15 protein-coding genes and 3 tRNA genes are annotated in these 21,317 nt (G+C 65.4%); 10 read left to right on the top strand and 8 right to left on the bottom strand.

The annotated features are described in order from the left end of the window. The first annotated feature begins 17 nt into the window (after positions 1-17). The 3 genes from RT131_RS00740 to RT131_RS00730 are packed head-to-tail and all read left to right on the top strand — an operon-like array spanning position 18 to position 4,743. Complete coding sequence (locus tag RT131_RS00740) at positions 18-1,361, top strand: efflux RND transporter periplasmic adaptor subunit (protein ID WP_313170190.1); 1,344 nt, start codon at positions 18-20, stop codon at positions 1,359-1,361. Next, positions 1,358-3,310, top strand: coding sequence for a MacB family efflux pump subunit (locus RT131_RS00735; protein ID WP_313169396.1), 1,953 nt, complete (start codon positions 1,358-1,360; stop codon positions 3,308-3,310). The genes RT131_RS00740 and RT131_RS00735 overlap by 4 nt, the downstream gene beginning before the upstream one ends. 8 nt (positions 3,311-3,318) lie before the next feature. Next, positions 3,319-4,743, top strand: coding sequence for an efflux transporter outer membrane subunit (locus RT131_RS00730; protein WP_313169394.1), 1,425 nt, complete (start codon positions 3,319-3,321; stop codon positions 4,741-4,743). Between the two features lie 169 nt (positions 4,744-4,912). On the opposite strand, the gene RT131_RS00725 is transcribed toward RT131_RS00730, so the two are convergent. From RT131_RS00725 to rnr, 3 genes are all read right to left on the bottom strand, one after another. Next, positions 4,913-6,133 carry a P1 family peptidase gene (locus tag RT131_RS00725; protein ID WP_313169392.1) on the bottom strand — a complete coding sequence of 407 codons (1,221 nt, stop codon included), beginning with the start codon at positions 6,131-6,133 and terminating at the stop codon, positions 4,913-4,915. 8 nt (positions 6,134-6,141) lie between these two features. Next, positions 6,142-6,885 (bottom strand): 23S rRNA (guanosine(2251)-2'-O)-methyltransferase RlmB, encoded by a 744-nt coding sequence (rlmB, locus tag RT131_RS00720; RefSeq protein ID WP_293706047.1) that lies wholly within the window; start codon positions 6,883-6,885, stop codon positions 6,142-6,144. 121 nt (positions 6,886-7,006) lie between these two features. Then, positions 7,007-9,520: a ribonuclease R gene (gene rnr / locus RT131_RS00715; RefSeq protein WP_313169390.1), complete on the bottom strand. Its 2,514-nt coding sequence runs from the start codon at positions 9,518-9,520 to the stop codon at positions 7,007-7,009. A gap of 115 nt (positions 9,521-9,635) precedes the next feature. Here rnr and RT131_RS00710 point away from each other — a divergent pair. The 3 genes from RT131_RS00710 (at position 9,636) to RT131_RS00700 (ending at position 10,423) form a co-directional block, all read left to right on the top strand. Beyond that, positions 9,636-9,722: transfer RNA gene (locus tag RT131_RS00710), tRNA-Leu, on the top strand. Positions 9,723-9,947: 225 nt separating this feature from the next. Then, positions 9,948-10,034: transfer RNA gene (locus RT131_RS00705), tRNA-Leu, on the top strand. A 302-nt stretch (positions 10,035-10,336) separates the two neighbouring features. Further along, positions 10,337-10,423 (top strand) — tRNA-Leu (locus RT131_RS00700). A gap of 262 nt (positions 10,424-10,685) precedes the next feature. Here the strand turns inward: RT131_RS00700 and RT131_RS00695 are convergent. Genes RT131_RS00695 through RT131_RS00680 form a run of 4 tightly spaced genes read right to left on the bottom strand, consistent with a single transcriptional unit; the run spans position 10,686 to position 15,384 of the window. Then, positions 10,686-12,245 (bottom strand): DHA2 family efflux MFS transporter permease subunit, encoded by a 1,560-nt coding sequence (locus RT131_RS00695; RefSeq protein ID WP_313169388.1) that lies wholly within the window; start codon positions 12,243-12,245, stop codon positions 10,686-10,688. 7 nt (positions 12,246-12,252) lie between these two features. Beyond that, entirely contained in the window at positions 12,253-13,434 is a 1,182-nt protein-coding gene (locus tag RT131_RS00690) for an HlyD family efflux transporter periplasmic adaptor subunit (protein ID WP_313169386.1), read from the bottom strand. A 10-nt stretch (positions 13,435-13,444) separates the two neighbouring features. Then, positions 13,445-14,932, bottom strand: coding sequence for an efflux transporter outer membrane subunit (locus RT131_RS00685; protein WP_313170189.1), 1,488 nt, complete (start codon positions 14,930-14,932; stop codon positions 13,445-13,447). A 5-nt stretch (positions 14,933-14,937) separates the two neighbouring features. Next, positions 14,938-15,384 (bottom strand): MarR family transcriptional regulator, encoded by a 447-nt coding sequence (locus RT131_RS00680; protein ID WP_313169384.1) that lies wholly within the window; start codon positions 15,382-15,384, stop codon positions 14,938-14,940. A gap of 219 nt (positions 15,385-15,603) precedes the next feature. Between RT131_RS00680 and RT131_RS00675 the strand changes: the two genes are divergently transcribed. The 3 genes from RT131_RS00675 to RT131_RS00665 all read left to right on the top strand — a co-directional run bounded on the left by RT131_RS00675 (position 15,604) and on the right by RT131_RS00665 (position 19,631). Further along, positions 15,604-16,467, top strand: a complete 864-nt coding sequence (locus RT131_RS00675) for a helix-turn-helix transcriptional regulator (protein WP_313169383.1) — start codon at positions 15,604-15,606, stop codon at positions 16,465-16,467. Positions 16,468-16,531: 64 nt separating this feature from the next. Then, positions 16,532-18,775 carry a DNA topoisomerase IV subunit A gene (gene parC / locus RT131_RS00670; RefSeq protein ID WP_313169381.1) on the top strand — a complete coding sequence of 748 codons (2,244 nt, stop codon included), beginning with the start codon at positions 16,532-16,534 and terminating at the stop codon, positions 18,773-18,775. Between the two features lie 199 nt (positions 18,776-18,974). Then, positions 18,975-19,631, top strand: a complete 657-nt coding sequence (locus RT131_RS00665) for a thiopurine S-methyltransferase (protein ID WP_313169380.1) — start codon at positions 18,975-18,977, stop codon at positions 19,629-19,631. Between the two features lie 139 nt (positions 19,632-19,770). On the opposite strand, the gene RT131_RS00660 is transcribed toward RT131_RS00665, so the two are convergent. Beyond that, a complete protein-coding gene (locus RT131_RS00660; protein WP_313169379.1) occupies positions 19,771-20,259 on the bottom strand; it encodes a bacterioferritin in 489 nt (162 codons plus the stop codon). Between the two features lie 149 nt (positions 20,260-20,408). On the opposite strand from RT131_RS00660, the gene RT131_RS00655 reads away from it, so the two are divergent. After that, on the top strand, positions 20,409-21,317 hold a 909-nt coding region (locus tag RT131_RS00655; protein ID WP_313169377.1), incomplete at its 3' end, for a penicillin acylase family protein.

The following is a 21,317-nucleotide window of genomic DNA, read 5'->3' as shown; positions in this document are numbered from 1 at the left end:
CCCAGCCTGAGTGCCTGATCACCGTGAAGCTGCTGCCCTCCTCCCGCCGCAACCGCCTCCTGCTTGCCGCTGCCATCGTCGCCCTGATCGCCGGCGGCGTGTTCTGGGCCACGCGCAAGCCCGCTACCCCTTCAATGGCCACCTCGCCGGTCAGCCGCGGCGACCTGGAACAGACCGTCGATGCCACCGGCGTGATCGATGCCTACAAGCTGGTCAGCGTTGGTGCGCAGGCTTCGGGCCAGATCAAGGTGCTGAAGGTGCAGTTGGGTGATGTGGTCAAGCAGGGCGACCTGATCGCCGAAATCGATTCGGTCACCCAGGAAAACAGCCTGAAGAACGCCGAAGCCGCGTTGGAAAACATCCGCGCCCAGCGTGCGGTGCAGACCGCCTCGCTGAAGGAATCGGAGCTGGCCTTCGCCCGCCAGAAGGAGATGCTGGCCGCCGAAGCCACCTCGCGCGCCGACTATGAGTCGGCCGAAGCCAACCTGGCCAGCACCCGCGCGCAGATCCGCGCGCTCGATGCGCAGATTCGCCAGCGCGAAACCGAGCTGGGCACCGCCCAGGCCAATCTCGGCTATACCCGCATCACCGCGCCCATCGATGGCACCGTGGTGGCGGTGGTGGCCGAAGAAGGCCGCACGGTGAACGCCAACCAGTCAGCGCCAACCATCGTCAAGCTGGCGCGGCTGGACCTGGTCACGGTCAACGCAGAAATCTCCGAAGCCGACGTGGTCAAGATCAAGCCCGGCATGCCGGTCTATTTCACCATCCTTGGCAACCCCGATCACAAGTACCAGGCCACGCTGCGCACGGTGAACCCGGCGCCGGCCTCGATCAGCACCGACAGCACCAGCTCCAGCAGCTCATCCTCATCCAGCTCCAGCACCGCCGTGTACTACAACGCACTGTTCGACGTCGAGAACCCGGACGGCACGCTGCGCATCGACATGACCGCGCAGGTATCGGTGATGCTGGCCCAGGCCAAGGACGCGCTGCTGATCCCCACCGTCGCGCTCGGCCCCAAGGTGCCGGAAGGCGGCCGTGGCCCCGGCGCGAATACCGCCAATGGCGAGCAGCGCGCTGCCCGCAGCAAGCAGGAAGGCCAGCGCCAGCAGCGCCGCCAGCCGGATGCCGCCACACTGGCCAAGAGCAACAGCTACGTGGTCCGCGTGGTCAACAAGGAGGGCCAGCCGGAGCCGCGCACGATCAAGGTCGGCCTCAACAACGGCTCCAATGTCGAAGTGCTGGAAGGCCTGAAGGAAGGCGAGCTGGTCGTGGTCGGCGAAGTCACCGCCGGCGAGAAATCCAGCAGCAACCAGCGCGGCCCGATGGGCCCGATGATGGGTGGTCCGCGCCGATGAGCCAGCCGCTGCTGCAACTGCGCGACCTGCGTCGCGAGTTCCCGGCCGGCGAGGAAACCATCGCCGTGCTGAAGGACGTCAACCTCGACATCCACGCCGGCGAGATGGTCGCCATCGTTGGCCAGTCCGGCTCGGGCAAGTCGACGCTGATGAACATCCTCGGTTGCCTGGACCGCCCCACCGTCGGCTCCTACAAGGTGGCCGGCCGCGAGACCGGGCGCATGCAGCCGGACGAGCTGGCCGAGCTGCGCCGCGAGCATTTCGGTTTCATCTTCCAGCGTTATCACCTGTTGGGAGATCTGGATGCGCGCGGCAACGTGGAAGTGCCAGCCATCTATGCCGGCACCCCGGCCGAGGCCCGCCGCAGCCGCGCCGAGGCGCTGCTTGCGCGGCTGGGCCTGAGTGACCGCATGGGCCACAAGCCGGGCCAGTTGTCCGGCGGCCAGCAGCAACGCGTGTCGATCGCGCGTGCGCTGATGAACGGCGGCGAGGTGATCCTGGCCGACGAGCCCACCGGTGCGCTGGACAGCGCCTCCGGCGAGGAAGTGATGGCCATCCTCGGCGAGCTGCATGCCGAGGGCCAGACCATCATCATCGTCACCCACGACATGCATGTGGCCGAGCACGCCCAGCGCATCATCGAGATCCGCGACGGCGAGATCATCGCCGACCGCCGCAACGACAAGGTGCCTGCGCTGCAGAAGCAGCAACGCCCTACCCCACAGCCCAGCACCGGCAATGCCTTCCAGGCCGCACGTGATCGCTTCGTCGAAGCTTTCCGCATGGCCTTGTTGGCAATGAACGCACACCGCCTGCGTACCTTCCTGACCATGCTCGGTATCATCATCGGCATCGCCTCGGTGGTGTCGGTGGTGGCGATGGGCAATGGCTCGCAGCAGCAGATCCTGCAGAACATTTCCTCGCTGGGCACCAATACCATCGACGTCTACCCGGGACGTGGCTTTGGCGACATGCGTTCGGGTCGCGTGCAGACGCTGAAGAGCAGCGATGCCGAGGCCTTGGCCACGCAGAGCTATATCGACAGCGTCACCCCCAGCGTGTCCAGCTCGGTGACCGCACGGGTCGGCAACAAGGCTGCCTCGGCGCAGGTTGCCGGCATTGGCGACCAGTACTTCCGGGTCAAGGGCATGACCCTGGTCAGCGGGCGCTACTTCGACGAAAGCGAAGTAAAGAGTCTGGCCCAGGTGGTGGTGATCGACGAGAACACCCGCAGCCAGCTGTTCGGCAGCGACGACCCGCTGGGCCAGGTGGTCTTGCTGGGCAATGTGCCGGCCCGCGTGATCGGCGTGGCCAAGCGCCAGTCGATGGGCTTTGGCGGCAGCACCAACCTCAGCGTATGGGTGCCCTACACCACGGTGATGGCACGCATGCTCGGCCAGACCTACCTGAGCAGCATCACCCTGCGCGTGAAGGACGACACGCCGATGGATGCCGCGCAGTCGGCCATCACCAAACTGCTGACCCTGCGCCACGGCACCGAGGATTTCTTCCTCAGCAACACCGCCGAGATCCGCGAGACCATCGAATCCACCACCAAGACCATGACCCTGCTGATCGGCGCCATCGCCGCGATCGCGCTGGTGGTCGGTGGCATCGGCGTGATGAACATCATGCTGGTGTCGGTGACCGAGCGTACCCGCGAGATCGGCGTACGCATGGCCGTGGGTGCGCGCCAGAGTGATATCCGCCAGCAGTTCCTGATCGAGGCAGTGCTGGTATGCCTGCTCGGCGGCGTGCTCGGCATCGCGCTGGCGCTGTCGATCGGCTGGGCGTTCCAGACCTTTGGTGCCAGCTTCACCCTGATGTTCTCCACCGGCTCGATCATTGCCGCCTTTGCCTGCTCGACCCTGATCGGCGTGGCGTTCGGCTTCCTGCCTGCCCGCAATGCCGCCCAACTCGACCCGGTCGAGGCCCTGGCCCGCGAATGAAGATGACCATGAACCTACTGCGTCCCCTGCTGCTCTCCACCGCACTGACCGCCGCCCTGGCCGGCTGCGCCACCACCCCCAGCGCCGACCCGGCCGCCGAGCTGCGCGTGCCCGCCGTCTATGGCCGCGGCGATGCCGCCGCCAATACGCCGGTGCAGGCGGTTGCGCACGAAGTCACCGCGCCGGTCGCCGACGTGCACGCCGATGCCTGGTGGCAGGGCTTTGCCGACCCCCGTCTGGACCGCCTGATCGAAGCCGTGCTGGCCCGCAATACCGACATGGCCTCGGCCGGGCTCAAACTCGAACGCGCCCGCGCCCAGGCCGGCCTGGCCACGGCCGATCTGTGGCCGCAGGCCAATGGCTCGGTGAGTGCCAGCGGCAGCCGCAGCATCGACAGTGGCGACGACTGGTCGCGCAACCACAGCGCCAGCGTCTCGCTGGGTTGGGAACTGGACCTGTGGGGCAAGCTGCGCGGCCAGCGCGACATCGCCCAATGGGAGGCGCAGGCCACCGCGCAGGACCTGCAGAACACGGTACTGAGCCTGGTCGGCCAGAGCACCGATCTGTACTGGCAGCTGGGCTATCTCAACCAGGCAATTGCAACGGGCCAGGCCAATCTCGAACGCCTGCAGCGCACCGCTGCCCTGGTGCAGACCCAGTTCGATGCGGGCGGTGTATCGCGGCTGGAAGTGCGCCAGGCGCAGCAGAACATCGAGAGCCAGAAGGCCGCGCAATCGCAGCTGGAACAGCAGCGGGTGGAAACCCGCAACGCGCTGACCGTCTTGCTGGATGGCCAGCCGTGGCCGCTGGCCGATGAGCCGCAGAACCTGGATATCGCGCAGAGCCCGACCCTGGCCGAAGGCCTGCCGGCCGAGCTGCTGGCACGCCGCCCCGACCTGCGCGCGGCCGAACTGCGCCTGCGGCAATCGCTGAAGAACATCAAGGTCACCGCCACCAGCTATTACCCCAGCCTGAGCCTGAGCGGCGCGGTAGGCAGTTCCGCAACTTCGCTGGGTGATGTGCTGACCAACCCGGTGGCGACACTGGGGGCGGGGCTGAGCCTGCCGTTCCTGAAATTCCGGCAGATGCAGCTGGATATCAAGTCGGCGGACCTTTCCTACCAGATCGCCGCCAATGATTTCCGTCGCACGCTGTATACCGCGCTGTCGGAAGTGGACAACGCCTTGTCGGCACGCACCCGGCTGGCCGAGCAGGTAGCTGCCGCGCAGGCGTCGTATGACGAGGCGGTGGAAATCGCGCGCCTGTACGAAGTGCGTTACCGCGCCGGCGCCACCGACCTGCGCACCTGGCTGGAAGCCGAGCAGACCCGCCGCAACGCCGAGCTGTCATTGGCGCAGACCAAGCGCAGCCAGCTGGTCAACGATGTGACGCTGTACAAGGCGCTGGGTGGTGGGGCCCAACAGCTGCAATGAAGCCCGCTTAAGCCCCTCTCCCGTTCACGGGAGAGGGGTTGGGGTGAGGGGAAGCTTCTAGCAAGGAAAAGTCAAAAACTCCCCTCATCCGCCCTTCGGCCACCTTCTCCCGCAGGCGGGAGAAGGGACTTCGCTTGGCATCGCTTGAATCTGCAGTACTCCGAGCCCCCTACTGCCCCGGCGCGTGCACCCCATGCCGCTGCAGAACTTCCCGCACCTTATCCAGCGGGATCGCCTCCACCGTCTGCCCATTGCCACTCACCGTGGTCGCCATGAACAAGGCGTTGTAGACCGATTCTTCCACCGCATCCACGCTGGCCTGGAACACCGCACTCATCTGCTCGTTGGCCAACTCGGTGGTCTGCAACTGCGCGGCATCAAACCCGCGCCGCACCGATGCTGCGGTTGAAAATGCCAGCACATAGTCGCCACTGCCGTTGGAGGCAGAACTGCCGGTACGCCCCAGGCCCATCATCCCGCGCGAGGCCAGGCGCCGCAGGTTGCGGTCGGACAAGGGCGCATCGGTGGCCACCACAATGATCACCGAGCCATCGCCGCGATCATCGGCAAGCCCGCGCACATTGCCCTGCGCGGCAACCGCATTCTGGAACGCGTAGCGGTCCAGCTCGCGACCGACCGGCGCGCCTTCCACCTGCAGCACGCCGCCAAAATTGGCCTGCACCAGCACGCCCACCGTCCAACCGCCCAGGCTCTCGGGCAGCTTGCGCGAGGAGGTGCCAATACCGCCCTTCCAGCCGAACGCGACCGTACCGGTGCCTGCGCCCACGCTGCCTTCCTGCACCGGACCGCTCTTCGCACCTTCCAACGCACGGCGCACGGCATCGGCGGTCACCGGCCGGGCGCGGATGTCATTCAGGCCACCGTCATTGGTCTCGCCGACCACCACGTTCAAGGAGCGCACCTGCTGCATGTCCGGTTGCGCCAGCATCCACTCGGCCATTGCATCGGCGGCCTTCCACACGCAGAGCGTGCAGGTCAGCAGGATTGGGGTCTCCAGCTCGCCCAGTTCGTTGACCTGGGTGCTGCCGACGAATTTGCCAAAGCCATTGCCAACATGCAGCGCCGCCGGCACCCGCGAGCGATAGGCGTTGCCGGGGTGCGGCAGGATCGCGGTGACGCCGGTGCGCACGGTGTCGCCCTCACGCAAGCTCACCTGGCCAACGCGCACGCCGGCCACGTCGGTGATCGCGTTGTTGCTGCCGGGCGCGAAGATGCCGGGGGCGACGCCCAGATCACGGGCGCGTACGCGCAGGCTGTCACGGGCGGCGGTGTCCTGCGGAGCGGCGTCGTGGGCCGCGACGCCCAGGGCACAGAGCCCCGCCAGCGCCAAGGTCAATTGCAGGAAAAGACGAGGCGGCGTGCGGGGCATGAGGTTCCTTACAGGCGTTGGCGGACGGCCTCGAACAATGCCACACCCGTCGCCACGGATACATTGAGGCTTTCGATATCGCCCGGCATCGGGATGCGCACCAGCTGGTCGCAGGTTTCGCGGGTCAGGCGGCGCATGCCGTCACCCTCGCCACCCATCACCAGCGCCACGTTGCCGCGCAGGTCGAGCTGGTGGATGGTGGCGTCCACTTCACCGGCCAGGCCGTAGACCCATACGCCCAGCTTCTGCATCTCCTTGATCGTGCGGACCAGGTTGGTCACCGCCACCACCGGGATGCGGTCGGCAGCGCCGGCACTGACCTTGCGCACGGTGGCATTGACCGGCGCGCTCTTGTCCTTGGGAATCACCACCGCGGTGACACCGGCGGCAGCGGCGCTGCGCAGGCAGGCACCGAGGTTGTGCGGGTCCTGCACCTCGTCCAGCACCAACACCAGCGCCTTGCCTTCAGCGGCTTCGATCAGGCCGGACAGCTCGTTCTCGGCCCACAGCTTGGGCGCGGCGTAACGCGCAACCACGCCCTGGTGGCGGACCTGGCCGGCGACGCCGCCCAGCGCCTGGGCGTTGACCTTGCGCACGTCGATGCCCTTGCGCAGGGCTTCTTCCTCGATTTCGACCAGACGCGGGTTCTTGGCGCCGGCCTCGATCAGGACCTCACGGACGTTTTCGGGGTCTTTCTCGATCGACGAAGCAACGGCATTGACGCCGACGATCCACTGGTTCTGCTTGCTCATGGGCGTCACATGGGGACTTCTGGGGGTGGCAATGGTAGGCCGATTCGGCCCCGCCCGCAGCTGCCACCGGCCTGCGGGGGACGGGAAAGGCGGCTCCGCCATGGCGGAGCCACCTCCTGCATCAGTACTTCTGCTTGACCCGTTTGGCCGGCTTGCCGCGTTCGGGCAGCGGCGGCAGGCCTTCGTCCAGCGGCTCGCCATCCAGTTTTTCAATCAGCCGGAAGTCGATCTTGCGCTCTTCCATGCTGGCCTTCAGCACCAGGATGCGGACCCGGTCGCCGAGCCGGAATTCGTTGCCGCGACGGTCACCGCTCAAGGTCTTGCGGATCGGATCGAACTGGTAATAGTCGTGCGGCAGCTGGGTTACGTGGACCAGGCCATTGACCTTGGACTCGTCCAGCTCGACGAACAGGCCGAAGCTGGTCACGCCACTGATCACGCCATCGAACTGGCCGCCGACGTGCTTCTCCATCCATGCGGCACGGAAGCGTTCGTCCACCTCACGCTCGGCCTCGTCGGCACGGCGTTCGCGCTCGGAACACTGCAGCGCCAGCGCTGCCATCTCGCGCGGGGTATAGGTGTATTTCTCGCGCGGGCCGCCGGTCAGCGCGTACTTGATGGCACGGTGCACCAGCAGGTCGGGATAGCGACGGATCGGCGAGGTGAAATGCGCATAGGCCTCCAGCGCCAGACCGAAGTGGCCGTTGTTGTCCGGCGAATACACCGCCAGTGACTGGCTGCGCAGCAGCACCGACTCCAGCAGCGCCGCATCCGGGCGCTCGCGCACCTTCTTCAGCAGCTTGGTGTAATCGCCCGGCTGCACCTTGCTCCACGCCGGCAGGCTCAGCTTGAACTCCTTGAGGAACTCCAGCAGGTCGGCGTACTTGGATTCCGGCGGACGCTCATGCACGCGGAACGGTGCCGGGATATGGGTGGACAGCAGGTAGCGTGCGGCTTCCACGTTGGCCGCGATCATGCATTCCTCGATCAGCTTGTGGGCGTCGTTGCGCACCATCATGCCGGCCTGGGTGACCTCGCCGCGGTTGTCCAGCACAAAGCGCACTTCCGAGGATTCAAACTCGATGGCGCCACGGCGCTCGCGCGCCTTGGACAGGATGCGGTAGAGCTGGTGCAGGTTCTGGATCTGCGGCAGCAACGGGCCGATGAAGGCCTTGGCTTCGGCATCGTCCTCACCCACCGCGCCCCATACCTGGGTATAGGTCAGGCGCGCATGCGAGTTCATCACCGCTTCGTAGAATTTCGAACCGCTGACCTGGCCATCGCGCCCCACCTGCATGTCGCAGACAAAGCACATGCGGTCTTCCTTCGGCCGCAGCGAGCAGATGCCGTTGGACAGCGTCTCCGGCAGCATCGGCACCACGAAGCCGGGGAAATACACCGAGGTAGCGCGGCGCTGGGCCTCGTCATCCAGCGGCGTGCCGGGGCGCACGTAGTTGGAGACGTCGGCGATGGCCACCACCAGCCGGAAACCATCGCGGTTCGGCTCGCAATACACGGCGTCGTCGAAGTCCTTGGCGTCTTCACCATCGATGGTGACCAGCGGCAGGGAACGCAGGTCCACGCGCTTGCCGATCATCGCCGGTTCCACCGTCATCGGGATGGCGGTGGCTTCGTCCAGCACTTCCGGCGGGAACTCATACGGCAGCTCGTGGCCGTGGATGGCGGTTTCCACCACCAACGACGGGGTCAGCTTGTCGCCCAGCACGGCGATGATCTTGCCGATCGGCGGACGACGCGAGTCCGGCGCATGGGTCAGTTCGCAGACCACCAACTGGCCATCCTTCGCCCCGCCGGTTGCATCGGCCGGGATCTGGATGTTGCGCTGGATGCGCTTGTCGTCCGGCACCACGTAATTGATGCCGGCCTCCACGCTGAAATGGCCGATCAGGCGATTGACGCCGCGCTCCAGCACACGCGCGATGGCACCTTCGCGACGGCCACGGCGGTCGATGCCGGTGACATTGGCCAAGGCGCGGTCGCCATGCATGACCTTGCGCATCTCGTAGGGCGACAGGAACAGATCGTCGCCGCCCTCGTCCGGGCGCAGGAAGCCGAAGCCTTCCGGGTTGGCGATGACCACGCCCGGAATCAGGCTCAGCTGGCTGACTGGTGCGAAACCGCCGCGGCGGTTCTGCACCAGTTGGCCGTCACGCACCATCGCGCCCAGGCGCTTGCCCAGCGCTTCAGCGCGGTCCGGTTCGGTCAGGCCCAGGGCTGCGCCGATTTCCTCGGCGTTCTGCGGACCTTCGCAGCGGTCCAGCAACTGCAGGATGGCCTCGCGGCTGGCGATGGGCTGCGCGTAGCGCTCGGCTTCGCGTGATGCATAGGGATCATCGAAGGCCGCCACCGGCGGACCCGACTTGCGACGGCCGCGCACGAAGCTCTGCGGCGCGGCATCGTCGGTGAATTTGCGTTTGCCGGGTTTGGCGGCGGCGCGGGGGCCGGCCTTGCCTGGCTTGGCCGCCGACTTCGCCGGCGCGGACAGACTCTCCGGCATCCACGGCGGCAGCTTGGCACTTTTTGCTTTGGGGGCTTTGCCCGGCGCCTTGCCCGGCTTGCTGCCGGTGGCGGACTTGCGGGCCTTGTCGGCCCCAGTGGTCTTTTTGTTTTTCATCAGCCTCCATGGTACATGGACGCAGGTGTACAGGGTGCGCACACGGTCACTGCAGATGTTTGTGAAAAAGCGTTGACAAAGATGCGCATCCTCTTCAAACTGCGCGGCCTGAAGTGCCCAGGTGGCGGAATTGGTAGACGCACTAGCTTCAGGTGCTAGCGGGGGCAACTCCGTGGAGGTTCGAGTCCTCTTCTGGGCACCACGTTTCAAGATCAAACCCGCGAAAGCGGGTTTTTTCGTTTCTGCGGTTCGAACAAACAGGCCACGGTAGCCCGGGTAAGCGCAGCGCACCCGGGTTTCCTACCCCAGCAAGCCGCTGCAGATGCCCCGGGTGCGCTGCGCTTACCCGGGCTACGCTGCCTGGGCTTTTTCTTCACAAACCTGTTGACGGCACCAGAAACGTCCTACATAATCTCGCTCCTGAGTCGCCCAGGTGGCGGAATTGGTAGACGCACTAGCTTCAGGTGCTAGCGGGGGCAACTCCGTGGAGGTTCGAGTCCTCTCCTGGGCACCATGACTCAAACGAAACAACCCGCGAAAGCGGGTTTTTTTGTGCCCGCAGTTTTTACCGGTAGTGCCGAGCCATGCTCGGCAAAAGCCTTACCGATAATCCCGACGGTAATGCCGAGCCATGCTCGGCAGAGGCCTTACCGATAATCCCGACAGTAGTGCCGAGCCATGCTCGGCAGAGGCCTTACCGGTGGAGCCTCATGCCGAGCATGGCTCGGCACTACAGTGATCTGCTTCAACGTGAAATTTCTTCGCACAAAGCGTTGACAGTTTTCTTCACACTCGGCACAATTCATCTCCTGAGTCGCCCAGGTGGCGGAATTGGTAGACGCACTAGCTTCAGGTGCTAGCGGGGGCAACTCCGTGGAGGTTCGAGTCCTCTCCTGGGCACCACGACTCAAACGAAACAACCCGCGAAAGCGGGTTTTTTTGTGCCCGCAGCTTTTGTAGTGCCGAGCCATGCTCGGCAGAGGCTTTACCGATAATCCCAACCTGTAGTGCCGAGCCATGCTCGGCAGGGGCTTTACCGGTAAGGCCATTGCCGAGCATGGCTCGGCACTACACAAAGCGAAGCCCGCAATCTTTCGGATTGCGGGCTTCGTTGCAGGGTCATTGCTGTCGGCTTCGCGGCTCATGCCGCTCCTACAAACACGCGTTAATGCCCGCCTGCCGACGCAGCCCCCGCTCCCGCACCAAACGGCGGCCTGGCCAGCCACACCAGGCCGATGATCAGCAGGAACACCCAGCCCAGCAGCAGGAAGATGTCGTTGAAGCCCATCTGCGATGCCTGGTGGTTGATCATCTCGTTGAGCACCGCCGCACCGTGCTGCAGGTCGCCCTGCCCCATCGCGGTCACCTGCTGATGCATACCCGGGTCGTACAAGGACACATGCTCGGTCAGGTCCGCATGATGTTGTTGCGTACGCCGCGCCCACAACCAGGTGGTCAACGATGCCGCGAAGCTGCCGCCCAGCGTACGCAGGAAAGTGGCCAGGCCGGAGCCGGCGGCAATCTCGCGACCATCAAGGTCGGACAGCAGGATCTGCAGCACCGGCATGAAGAACAGCGCCAAACCAACACCCATCAACAACTGCACGCCGGCCACGTGCGCGAAATCGACCTGCAGGTTGAAGCCCGAACGCAGGAAGCTGGTCATCGACAGCACGAAGAATGCAATCGTCGCCAGGTAGCGCATGTCGACCTTGTGGCCGAACTTGCCCAGCACCGGCGCCACCATGATCGGCAGGATACCGAGGGGCGCCGTCGCCAGGCCCGCCCAGATCGCGGTATAGCCCATGTCGCGCTGCAGCCATTGCGGGATCATCAAGGCCACCGAGAAGAACGCCGCGTAGCCGACGATCATCGCCAAGGTGCCAGCACGGAAGTTGCGATGCCGCAGCAACTTCAGGTCAACAATGGGGTCCTTGTCGGTCAGCTCCCAGATCACGAACACCGCCAACATCACCGCGGCAATACAGGTCAGCACCACGATCTTGGTCGAGTTGAACCAGTCTTCCTCGTTGCCCAGATCCAGCATCAACTGCAGGCAGCCGACGCCGATCACCAGGGTGACCAGGCCAACGTAATCCATCTTCGGACGCTCGGTGGTTTCCACGCGATGGCGCAGCTGGCCACCGACGATTGCTGCAGCGATCACGCCCAGCGGCACATTGATCAGGAAGATCCATTCCCAGCTGTAGTTGTCGGTGATCCAGCCACCGAGGATGGGACCAGCAATAGGCGCGACCACGGTGATCATTGCCAGCAAGGCCAGCGCCTGCCCGCGCTTCTCGCGTGGATAGATCGAGACCAGCAGCGACTGGGTGATCGGGTACATCGGCCCGGCCACGAAACCCTGCAGCGCGCGCGACACCACCAGCATGCCCATGCTCTGAGCGATGCCACACAGCAGCGAGGCGATGGAAAAGGCAATCGTTGCCCAGACGAACAGCTTCACCTCGCCAAAGCGGCGGCTCAGCCACCCCGTCAGAGGCAAGGCAATCGCGGTGCTGACCGCGAACGAGGTGATGACCCAGGTCGCCTGCTGCGAACTGGCGCCGAGGTTGCCGGCGATCGTCGGCAAGGAGACGTTGGCGATGGTCGTATCCAGCACCTGCATGAACGATGCCAGCGCCAGGCCGGCCGTGCACAACGCAACATTGGCTGGCCCTGCGCCGACCGTCGTGGCCGGCGCCGTGGGAGCTTGAGCGGACATGGTGACCTCAGCTGGCGCGCGCGGACGGCGGCAGGTTGTCCTGGATGATGCTGTGGATCAGAGCGTCGGCATCGTGCAACTGCTTGGCATAGACCTGCGTTCCGTACACCGTGCCCTTGGCCGCATCGGCCGGCAGTACCGTGCCCTTCTGGTCGTGCAGGTTGACCTCGGCCTTCATCGACAGACCCAGGCGCAGCGGATGCTCGGCAAGCTGCTTGGCATCGACGGCGATGCGCACCGGTACGCGCTGCACGATCTTGATCCAGTTGCCGCTGGCGTTCTGCGCCGGCAGCAACGAGAACGCCGAGCCGGTGCCCAGGCCAAGGTTGGTGATGCGGCCCTTGTAGGTCACGTCACTGCCGTACAGGTCCGAGCGCAGCTCCACTTCCTGGCCCAGGCGCATATGCCGCAGCTGGGTTTCCTTGAAGTTGGCATCCACCCACATCTGCTCGGCCGGCACCACCGCCATCAAGGCCGCACCCGGCTGCACACGCTGACCGACCTGCACGGAGCGACGCGCGACATAACCGGTGACCGGCGCAACGATGCCGGCACGTGCGTTGTTGAGATAGGCCTGGCGCAGCTGCGCCGCAGCCGCCTGCACGTCCGGCTGGGTGGCGATGACGGTGTCGTCGATCAGCGCGCGGCTGCGCTCGACGGTCTCGCGCGAACCTGCAACGGCGGCTTCGGCAGCGGCCAACTCATCACGGGCGTGGGCCAGTTCTTCATTGGAGATCGCACCGCTGGCAGCGAGGTCACGACGACGGGCGAAGTCTTCGCGTGCGCGCTTCACCGACACCATCCGCGCGTTCAATTCCGCCTGCGCACCTTCGGCGCTGCGGTACAGGCCGCGCACCTGGCGCACGGTGCTGGCGAGGTTGGCCTGCGCCTGCTGCATCGCCACTTCGGTATCGGCCGGGTCCAGTTGCACCAGCAGCTGGCCCTGCTCGACCTTCATGCCGTCATCGGCGGCGATGGACACCACGGTGCCGGTGATCTGCGGGGTGATCTGCACCTGGTTGCCGCCGACATAGGCATCATCGGTTTCCTCGGCCCAGCGGCCGAGGAAGTAGTACCACGCGGCAAACGCTGCCAGCAGGATCAGTACGACGAACAACAGGCCGCGCAGCAGCTTGCCGCGACGGCTGGGAGCGGCGGCTGCCGCATCGGGGGAGGTTGTCTGGCTCATTCGGGGACTCTCAGGAATGCGTGGTGTCGTTGCCGGCGGCAACGGTCGGCGCCGTGTCGGCGGTGGGCTGGAAGCCGCCGCCGAGGGCGGTGCTCAGGCGTACCGAAGACAGCAGCTGCTGTGATTGCAGGTTGCTCAGCCCCTGGTCGGCCTGCAGCAGGCGGTCCTGGGTGCTGAGTACATCGAGGTAATTGCCGATACCGGCGCGGTAGCGCTGCTGCGCAAGCGCGTAGGCGGTCTGCGCGATGCCACGCAGCTGCTGCTGCGCCTGCACCTGCTCGGCCAGCGAGCGGCTGGCGTTGACCTGGTCGGCAACGTCGCGCAGGGCCTCCACCAGGGTGTGGTTGTAGTTGGCCACGGCAAGGTCATAGTCTGCATCGCTGCTGGCCAGGCCGGCGCGCAGGCGACCGCCATCGAAGATCGGCAGGCTCAGCGCAGGCGCCAGCAGACCGAAGGTGGAGCCGCTTTCCAGCAGGCTGCCCAGGTCCTTGGACACCACCCCGCCCAAGGCGGTCAGGTTGAGGTTGGGATAGAAACGGGTCTTGGCCACCTTGATCTGCTTGTCCGCCGCTTCCACGCGCCAGCGCGCGGCAACGATATCCGGACGCCGGCCCAGCAGTTCGCTGGGAACTACACCTGGCAGCTGCAGGGCCAGCGGATTCAATTCATTCGGAACCTTGATGTCCAGGCCGCGGTCCGGCCCTTTGCCGAGCAGCGCGGCCAGCGCATTGCGCGACACATCGATCTGTTGCTGCGCGGCCAGTTGCTGCTGTTGCGCGGCTGGCAGCCGCGCCTGTGCCTGCTGCACCTGCAGTTCACTGTCGATACCGGCAGCGCGACGCTGGCGGGTCAGCTGCAAGGTCTTCTCGGCGCGCGCCAGTTCGTCATTGGCCACACGCTGCAGTTGCCCGGCATGGGCCAGTTGCACGTAGCCCTGGACGATGGCGGCAGCCAGGTCCAGGCGCGCTGCCTGCGCATCCACGGCTGCGGCGTGGCCGCTGTCGACGGCGGCTTCCCAGGCGGCACGCTTGCCGCCCCACAGGTCGACGCCATAGCTGAAGTTGGCCACGGCCTGCACGCTGCCCATGTAATGGCCGCCGATTTCATCACCGGCCATGGATTCGGGCAGGCGCATGCCGGTATAGCCCGGTGACAACGACAGGCTGGGCTTGCGCTCGGCATTGCTGCTGGCGGCGTGTGCCTGCGCCTGGCGCAGGCGTGCGTCAGCCGCCTCCAACGAGGGCGAGCCGCGCAGCGCTTCGTCGATCAACGCATCCAACTGTGGGTCGGCGAACGCACGCCACCAGTCGACAGCAGGAAAGCCCGCCGCACTGAGCGGCGTACCGGCTAGGCTGCGACTGCTGTGCAGGCTGTCGGCATCCAGCAGTCGTCCCTGCGGTTGCAGGCCACGGCTGCTGGCGCAGGCGGCCAGCGTAAGAACCAGCGCCGCGGCCAGGAGGCCGCGGGCGGGTGAAACCAGGGATGTGGGGGAGGACATGGTTTTCATGGGGTCATCAAGGAGTCACGTATACGGAGCAGCAGGGACATCAACATCTCCCGCTCCTCCGCCTGCAGGTCACGCATGGCGTCTTCCATCACCTTGTCGCCACGCTGTTTCAAGCGCAGCCACAGGGCACGGCCTTCATCGGTGAGCACGATCTGCAATGCACGACGGTCCTGCGCATGCGTCTCGCGGCGCACGCAACCCAGCGCTTCGAACTTGTCCAGCAGACGGGTCACCGCGCTGGGGACCTGGTCCAGGCCGCGTGCAAGCTGGTTGGCGGTACAGGGCGCCATGTGCATCAAGGTCTTCAGACCGATGTAGTGGCTGAATCCAAGGCCGAGGTCTTCCTCGGCCATGGAGGCATCAAGCTGCCGGGCGAGGCCGTCGCGGACTTGCCGCAGCAACAGGCCAAAGCTGGGGGGCTGGGTGGTGTCGGCACAGATCATGGGCGAGCATTTTCCTTCCAGATGGAATATTTCTCAATGGAAATATTCTACTTGGTATCAAATGCTGTGTTGCATCAATGGTGTTTGCGGCCGACCGGGACACAGTAATGGCTGTGAACGTGGCCCGGTAATACAATCCAGCCAATGAATGACGAAATCCGGCCAAGCACAGGCGCAACCCTTTCTTCGGTCCGGCGGCGGGCACCGCAGGGCTTTGACATGCAGCTGCCCGCCCCGCTGCTGCGTGATCAGGAACTGAACTGGTTCGAGCGCGACGACGGCCCGCCGGTGTTCGGCTTCCGCTTCGACAGCCCGCAGGGTCTGGCCCGCGAGGTGGACTGGCACCAGCACGCGCGGGCACAGCTGATCTGCGTCGAACGTGGCCTGCTGACCACCCGCACCCGTCACGGCACCTGGTCCTTGCCGGCGGGTTCGGGCGGTTGGATGCCTGCGGCCGAACCGCATACGGTGGTGATCGACGGCCCGCTGCGTGGCTGGGGCATGGCCCTGGCCAGCCCGGTTTGCATTGATTTACCCAACGATCCCTGCGTGATCGGCATTTCCCGCCTGCTCAATGCCTTGGCCGAACGGATCAGCGACTGGTCGCCGGAGCAGCCGCTGTCAGCGCCCCAGCAACACATGATGGATGTACTGCTGGACGAAATCCGGCAGGCACCGCGCCAGCGCATGCACCTGCCGATGCCGGCCGATCGGCGCCTGCTGCGAATCGCCTCGCAGCTGTTGGCCGAACCGGCCGATGACCGCAGCCTTGCGCAATGGGCACAGTGGGCGGGCTTGTCGTCGCGCAGCCTGAGCCGCCATTTCCGCGACGAGACCACCTTGAGCTTCGCCCAATGGCGGCAGCAGGCGCGGCTGGCCGAGGCGCTGCGCCGCCTCAATGACGGCCATGCCGTGGCCGACATCGCCCATTCACTGGGGTTCAGCAGCCCCAGCGCCTTCGTGATCGTGTTCCGCCGCCACTTCGGCCTGCCGCCCGGCCGCTACCAGAGCCGGGCCGATCAGGGGCTGGAAGGCGGGCTCGATCCCATCCGTGGCTTGGCATCTCCGCCGCCATCCGGATAATCGTCGGATCAGGCAGCCGGCGGCCCCCGCCTTGGCTCCGCACAACAGGTAGCACCCACCCGCAATGACTGAGTCTGCACGCCCCGCTTACCATGGCTTCGAACAGCAGCCACTGCGCGAATACGCTGAACGCGCCTATCTCGACTACTCCATGTACGTGGTGCTGGACCGCGCCCTGCCGTTCATCGGCGACGGGCTCAAGCCGGTGCAGCGCCGCATCATCTATTCGATGAGCGAACTGGGCCTGGGTGCCGCATCCAAGCCCAAGAAGTCCGCCCGCACCGTCGGTGACGTCATCGGTAAGTACCACCCGCACGGCGACAGCGCCTGCTACGAGGCCCTGGTACTGATGGCCCAGCCGTTCTCGTTCCGCTACCCGCTGATCGACGGTCAGGGCAACTTCGGCTCCAGCGATGATCCCAAATCGTTCGCGGCCATGCGTTACACCGAATCCAAGCTGACCCCGATCGCCGAGGTGTTGCTGGGCGAACTGGGCCAGGGCACCACCGACTGGTCGCCGAATTTCGACGGCACCCTGGAAGAGCCGAGCTGGTTGCCGGCACGCCTGCCGCACCTGCTGCTCAACGGCACCACCGGCATCGCCGTGGGCATGGCCACCGACGTACCGCCGCACAATCTCAATGAGATCGTCAGCGCGCTGGTGCGCCTGATCGACGAGCCGGATACCACCGTCGCCGAGCTCTGCGAGCACGTGAAGGGCCCGGACTACCCGACCACCGCCGAGATCATCACCTCGCCGTCGGACCTGCGGAACATCTACGAGACCGGCAATGGCAGCGTCCGTGCGCGCGCTACCTTCAAGAAGGAAGGCAGCAACATCGTCATCGATGCGCTGCCGCACCAGGTCTCGCCGTCCAAGGTGATCGAGCAGATCGCTGCGCAGATGCGCGCCAAGAAGCTGCCGTGGCTGGAAGACATCCGCGACGAATCCGATCACGCCAACCCGGTGCGCGTGGTGTTGATGCCGCGCTCCAACCGCGTCGACGCCGAGCAGCTGATGGGCCACCTGTTCGCCATCACCGACCTTGAGCGCAGCTACCGCGTCAACCTCAACGTCATCGGCCTGGACGGTCGTCCGCAGGTCAAGAACCTGAAGATGCTGCTCAGCGAGTGGCTGCGCTTCCGCCAGGACACGGTCACCCGCCGCCTCAACCACCGCCTGCAGAAGGTCGAGCGTCGCCTGCACCTGTTGGAGGGCTTGCTGGTTGCCTTCCTCAACCTGGACGAAGTGATCCGCATCATCCGCACCGAGGACGATGCCAAGGCCGCGCTGATCGCGCGCTTCGCACTGAGCGAAGACCAAGCCGAGTACATCCTGGAAACCAAGCTGAAGCAGCTTGCGCGTCTGGAAGAAATGAAGATCCGCGGCGAGCAGGATGAGCTGGCCAAGGAACGCGACAAGATCCTGTCCATCCTGCAGAGCAGCGCCAAGCTGAAGAAGCTGGTCAAGGACGAACTGCTGGCCGACGCCAAGAAGTTCGGCGATGAACGCCGTTCGCCGCTGGTGCAGCGCGGTGCCGCCCAGGCCATCGACGAGACCGAGCTGGTGCCGAGCGAGCCGATGACCGTGGTGCTGTCGGAGAAGGGCTGGGTACGCGCGGCAAAGGGCCACGACGTCGACGGTTCGACCCTGAACTACCGCGATGGCGACAGCCTGCTGGCGGTGGCACGTACACGCAGCACCCAGCAGGTAGCCTTCCTCGATACCGAAGGCCGCGCCTACTCCACGCCGGTGCATACCCTGCCCTCGGCACGTGGCAATGGCGAGCCGTTGACCGGCCGCTTCTCGCCGGCACCGGGCAGCAGCTTCGTCACCGTGGCCAGCGGCGACAACAACACCCGCTTCGTGTTGGCGTCCACCCACGGCTATGGTTTCGTCACCCGCTTCGAGAACCTGACCGGGCGCAACAAGGCCGGCAAGGCGATGCTCAACCTGTCCGCAGGTTCGGCAGTGCTGACCCCGTCCCTGGTCGCCAACCCGGAAACCGACCGCATCGTCGCTGTCACCAGCGCCGGCAACATGCTCGCCATCCCGGCCAGCGATCTGCCTGAGCTGGACAAGGGCAAGGGCAACAAGATCATCGAGATCCCCAAGGCCAAGCTCTCCACCGAGCGTGTGGTGGCGGTGGTCGCGGTTGGCCCGGGCAACACCCTGCAGGTGCGCAGTGGCCAGCGCACCATGAACCTGTCGTTCAAGGACCTGGAGACGTATCTGGGAACACGGGCGACGCGCGGGCATCTGCTGCCGCGTGGGTGGCAGAAGGTTGAAGGGCTGGAAGTTCAGTAATAAAAGGAGGCCGGGCAATGCCCGGCCTCCTTTTTTTTTGCATGTGTTTGTGGGAGCGGCGTAAGCCGCGAAGCCACAGATCCAACAGACACCGGCAATCACAAATCACCATTGATCCATTGCCATCAGCTTCGCGGCTGATGCCGCTCCCACAAACAGCAAGGTAATCTGCAACGCTATCGCACTCGGAGAACGCACCATGCAACCCGACTTCTGGCTGCAACGTTGGCAGAACGGTCAAATCGGCTTTCATCGCAACGATGTGATGCCGCTGCTGCAGAAACACTGGCCCGAACTGCAGCTTCCGGCAGGCAGCCGCGTACTGGTGCCACTGTGCGGCAAGACCCTGGACATGCACTGGCTGGCGGCGCAAGGCCACCGCGTGCTTGGCGTTGAGTTGTCGCCAATGGCCATCGAGCAGTTCTTCGCCGAAGCCGACCTCACCCCGCAGCGCCACAGCAGCCAGTACGGCGAGCACTACAGCGCCGGGCCGATTGAAATCATCTGTGGTGATGCCTTCGCGCTGGATGCGGACTTGCTGGGCGATATCGCCGGCGTCTACGACCGCGCCGCACTGATCGCCTTGCCGCCGCATCTGCGCCAGCACTACCGCGACACCTTGTACGGGCAACTGCCGGTAGGCTGCCAAGGCGTGCTGATCACCCTGGAATACCCGCAGGACGAAAAGCAGGGCCCGCCGTTCTCGGTGGAGGAAGCCGAAGTGCAGCGCTTGTTTGCCAGCCCGTGGCAAGCCGGCCTGCTGGAACGCCGCGACATCCTCGACCAGCAGCCGGACTTCCGCGCTGACGGCGTGAGCGCGCTATCCACTGCCGTATACAGGCTGCAACGCCTGTAATGCCCGTAGTGCCGACCCATGGTCGGCAGGGGCGTTACAGGCAAACCCGAAGACCCACGACACCTGTAGTGCCGACCCATGGTCGGCAGGGGGCGTTGCCGATAGATTCAAATGCCGACCATGGGTCGGCACTACAGAATCAATGCGCCGGGGCGCCCTTGGCGTCCATCTTGCTCAGCTGGTACAGCTCAAGGCCAATGCGCTTGATCAGGCCCAGCTGCTTCTCCAGCCACCAGGCGTGATCTTCCTCGGTGTCACGCAGCTGCGCGATCAGGATGTCACGGCTGACGTAGTCCCCCTGCGCTTCGCACAGCTTCACGCCGGCAGCCAGGTTGGCGCGCACCTGGTATTCCACCTGCAGGTCCTTCTCCAGCATCTCCATCACCGTCACGCCCGGCTCGAAGGCATGCGGACGCATATCCGGGTCGCCGCCGAGGAACAGGATGCGTCGCAGCAGGGCATCGGCGTGTTCGGTCTCTTCTTCCATCTCATGGCCAATACGCTCGTACAGCGCCAGCAGGCCCTGGTCCTCGTAACGACGGGAATGGATGAAGTACTGGTCGCGCGCAGCCAGTTCGCCGCGCAGCAGCTCCTTCAGGCACTCAATGACTTCGGACTTGCCCTGCATGGGGGTGCTCCTGATGATTCGATGGTGCATAGGGTGCCCCATCTGAAAAGCCAATGATCTAATCGGAATCACTTTCAGTTGCGATTCCCTCTCCTTCGGCTTCACAAGCTGTCTACAATCGCGGCAGAACCGCTACCGGGGGTAGGCCTGTGCTGCGTTGGCTGCTGCGTTCGCTTTGGGTTGTATTGGGGCTGTTGCTGGTACTACTGCTGGTCATCTGGGGACTGCTGCGCGGCAGCCTGCCACAGTTGGACGGGGAACTGGCCCTGCCAGGACTGTCTGCACCGGTCAGCATCCAGCGCGACGCGCTCGGCGTGCTCACCGTCGAAGCTGCCAACGAGACCGACATGGCGCGCGCCCTGGGCTACGTGCACGCGCAGGAGCGCTTCTTCGAGATGGACCTGATGCGCCGCTCGGCAGCGGGCGAGCTGTCCGAACTGTTCGGCGCCAAGGCCCTGCCGCTGGACAAGCGCATGCGCGTGCACCGCTTGCGTGCCCACACCCAGCAGAACCTGGGCGCCGCCCTGGGCGACAAGCGCGGCGTCATCGAGGCCTACCGCGACGGCGTCAATGCCGGCCTTGCCGCGCTGCCCGTACGGCCATGGCCTTATCTGCTGCTGCGCCAGCAACCGCGCGCCTGGGAGTTGGAGGACTCGGTGCTGACCGGGCTGGCGATGTACGCCGACCTGCAGGACCCGACCAATACCCGCGAACTGGCGATGGCACGCATCCGCAGCGTGGTGCCGCCAGCCCTGTATGCATTGCTCGCCCACGACGGCAGCAACTGGGATGCGCCCTTGTTTGGCGAGCCCCGTGGCGATGCCGTGTTACCGGATGCGGCAACGCTGGACCTGCGCAATGCAGGCACTGCGCCGGCCCTCACTCCACCGCCTGCTTCGCAAGCGGTCCCCCTCTCTCCCGCTGCGCGGGAGAGAGACGTAGGTGGGTCGCCTGCGGCGACCGGTTCTTTTGCGCTTTACCTGGCTGCCCTCACTCCACCCCTTGCTTCGCAAGCGGTCCCCCTCTCTCCCGCTGCGCGGGAGAGAGACGTAGGTGGG

It is taken from the genome of Stenotrophomonas sp., from assembly GCF_032066555.1.
Classification (GTDB): domain Bacteria; phylum Pseudomonadota; class Gammaproteobacteria; order Xanthomonadales; family Xanthomonadaceae; genus Stenotrophomonas.
This window is presented reverse-complemented; position numbering and strand designations above follow the sequence as displayed.